This window comes from Candidatus Methylomirabilota bacterium, assembly GCA_035315345.1.
Taxonomy (GTDB): Bacteria; Methylomirabilota; Methylomirabilia; order Rokubacteriales; family CSP1-6; genus CAMLFJ01.
In genome coordinates this window covers 1-2,891 of record DATFYA010000186.1, presented here as the reverse complement: position 1 = coordinate 2,891, position 2,891 = coordinate 1, and the positions used below count along the sequence as shown (strand labels likewise).

The following is a 2,891-nucleotide window of genomic DNA, read 5'->3' as shown; positions in this document are numbered from 1 at the left end:
AACTCCCTCCTGCCGCTCGACCCGCAGTTGGCTCCGTACCTCGACTACCCGGTCTCGACGGAGGGCACGGTAACCGTGCCGACTATCGACCTCGATACCTTCTGTTCGCGGGAGGGGATTGACCACCTCTCGATCCTGAAGCTGGACGTACAAGGGGCGGAACAGGCCGTGTTGAGCGGGGCGACTCGATTGCTGACCGAGTCTCGCATCGATCTGGTATTTACAGAATTCAATATCGTGTCAGTGTATCGGGAGCAGACGACGAGCTGGACGCTTCTCGAGCGGCTCGCCATGTTCGGCTATCAGCTGTTCGACTTCTACCACCACCGTTGGGCTCCAACCGGTCAACTGAAGTGGGGTGATGCTCTTTTCCTGAGCTCTGAAATCCGCCGGCGTGCGGGTATCTAGAACAGATCCGTCGCCGAGTTGGCGATCTTGCGTCCAATGTCCGCGGCGGCCTGGCCGGCGGCGCCCCGGCCCTGGGCGAGGGTGTCCGAGACTTGGCCCTGTACCTGGAAGTCGGCGACCTGGGTGAGGCCGTTCTCCTGCCAGAGCACCTTGTTCTGCCGCACGTCGCGGAACGTCACGTTCAGGACGACGATCAGGTGGTAGGCCTGCACGTTCTGGTTGCGGTCGAAGCCGGCGCCGTCGATCTGGGTGGCGAGGATTTCGCCTTCCAGGATGGAGTCGGCCTGATCGAGCGGCACGACCTTCAGCCGGCCCCCGCTGGAGAAGGCGGAGATGACGGCCGAGGTGATGGCGTTCTCGAAGCCGGGCACATCGCTCTGGTTCCTGAAGATCGGCACCGCCACCGTCTTGATGTGGCTCGGCAGGTTGCCGTGAAAGCTGTACCCGCATCCCCCCGACAAGCCGGCGACGAGAGCGAGCAGCAGGCCGAGAACGGCGCGGCGCAGAGAGGGGCTCATCGTGGCTGCGCTAGATTATGGCACGCGTTCGGTCGGGCGCAACGGTCCCCGATGCTATAATCCGGCCGGAATGCAGCCGACGTGCCCGAGCGGCGACCCGCCATGAAGGTGGCGCTGGTCCACGACTGGCTCACCGGGATGCGCGGCGGCGAGCGGTGCCTCGAAGTATTCTGCGAGCTGTTCCCCGACGCGCCGATCTACACGCTGCTCCACTCGCCAGGCTCGGTGGCGCCGACGATCGAGCGCCGGGCCATTCACACCTCGTTCATCCAGCACCTTCCCGATGCGGAGCGACGCTACCGTCACTACCTCCCGCTCTTCCCGGCCGCCATCCGGCGCTTTGACCTGACCGGGTACGACCTGGTGCTCTCGTCCAGCCACGCGGTGGCCAAGAGCGTACGCGCCCCGCGCGGCGCGCTCCACGTGTGCTACTGCTTCACCCCGATGCGTTACGTCTGGGACCTCTACGACGACTACTTCGGGCGTGGCGCGGGGTGGGCCACGTCGGTGCTGATGCCGCCCGTCGCGGCCGCGCTGCGGCGGTGGGACCGGCGCACCGCGGCGGGCGTGCATCGGTTCGTGGCCATCTCGCACTTCATCGCCGACCGCATCCGCCGGGTGTACGGGCGCGAGGCGGACGTCATCTACCCGCCGGTCGACGTCTCGCGCTTCCGGATCGAGGAGTCGCCCGGCGACTACTACCTGGTGGTCTCGGCGCTGACGCCGTACAAGCGCGTGGACCTCGCGGTGGAGGCGGCCGGGCGGCTCGGCCGCCGCCTCCTGGTGGTGGGCACCGGGCCGGAGGAGCGGCGGTTACGAGCGCTGGCCGGCCCCACCGTGGAGCTGCTGGGCTGGCGGGACGATGCCGAGACCGCCGCGCTCTACGCCGGCTGCCGTGCGCTGATCTTCCCCACGCTCGAGGATTTCGGGATCACCCCGCTCGAGGCCATGGCGGCGGGGCGGCCGGTCATCGCGTTCGGGCAGGGGGGCGCGCTCGAGACGGTGGTGGCCCCCGGCGGCGCCGAGCCACCCACCGGGCTCTTCTTCGAGCGCCAGACCGTGGACGCCCTCGTGGACGCGATCCGGCGCTTCGAGTCCGGCCGGTACCGTTTTGAGCCCAAGGACCTGCGTCTGCGCGCCGAGGGGTTCGACCGCGGTCTGTTCAAGGAGCGGGTGCAGACCTACCTGACCGCGAGGCTCCGGGAGCATCGCGCGTGCTGAAGGCCTACTCGCGGCTCCTGGAGCAGCTGATGCTGGCGTGCGACCTGCTGCTGGTCGCCGTGTGCTGGCTGCTCGCCTACGGCCTGCGCTTCTATGTGATCGTCCCGCCGATCACCGGCGGGGCGGTCCCCCCGCTGGGGCCCTACCTGCTCATGCTGCTGCCGATCCTGGTGGTGTGGGGCGTGTGCTTCCACGCCTTCGATCTCTACCGCCCGCGCCGCATCGGCTCGCATCTCTCGGAGGCCGCCGACATCGCCAAGGCGTCCACCATGGGCGGGCTCGTGCTGGTGTCGGTGATGGCCTTCTTCTTCAAGGAGTACGAGTACTCCCGCGTCGTCATCATCTATTTCTGGCTGCTCTCGATCGGGGTGGTCTGGTTCTCCCGGGCCGCGTTCCGCGAGGCGCTCCGCTTCGCGCGACGGCGAGGCCTCAACCTGCGTCAAGTCGTCATCGTGGGCGACGGCGAGCCGGTCGCCGCGGTGCTGCAGCGGATCCAGTCGCGGCCCGACGTGGGCCTCCGCATCCTGGGCCTCGTCGGGGACGACAAGGACGGGAGCCGCGACGGGCGGTGGCTGGGCGGCTACGCCGACCTGCGGACGGTCCTGGACTCGCGCGAGGTGGACCACGTCATCATCGCCCTGGCCCACGAGGATTACGCGCGGTTGCCCGGCCTGCTCGACGCGATCGGCGACGAGCCGGTCACCATCCACGTGGTGCCCGATCTCTTCCGGTTCACCTCGCTGC

Annotated in this window: 4 protein-coding genes; 3 read left to right on the top strand and 1 reads right to left on the bottom strand. The window is 68.4% G+C overall.

The features are described 5' to 3' along the window. Positions 1-408: FkbM family methyltransferase (locus VKN16_23500; protein HME97179.1), on the top strand; the 408-nt coding region annotated here is incomplete at its 5' end. Here VKN16_23500 and VKN16_23495 read toward each other — a convergent pair. Then, positions 405-926 (bottom strand): LptE family protein, encoded by a 522-nt coding sequence (locus tag VKN16_23495; protein ID HME97178.1) that lies wholly within the window; start codon positions 924-926, stop codon positions 405-407. The two genes, VKN16_23500 and VKN16_23495, sit on opposite strands and share 4 nt — an antisense overlap. A gap of 81 nt (positions 927-1,007) precedes the next feature. On the opposite strand from VKN16_23495, the gene VKN16_23490 reads away from it, so the two are divergent. Both VKN16_23490 and VKN16_23485 read left to right on the top strand, forming a co-directional pair. Then, positions 1,008-2,147, top strand: a complete 1,140-nt coding sequence (locus VKN16_23490) for a glycosyltransferase (GenBank protein HME97177.1) — start codon at positions 1,008-1,010, stop codon at positions 2,145-2,147. After that, positions 2,141-2,891: undecaprenyl-phosphate glucose phosphotransferase (locus tag VKN16_23485; protein HME97176.1), on the top strand; the 751-nt coding region annotated here is incomplete at its 3' end. The genes VKN16_23490 and VKN16_23485, both read left to right, overlap by 7 nt.

What these genes read in the sequence shown, in the direction of transcription:
- VKN16_23495 (HME97178.1), bottom strand. Translation starts at nt 926, where the DNA reads ATGAGCCCCTCTCTGCGCCGCGCCGTTCTCGGCCTGCTGCTCGCTCTC.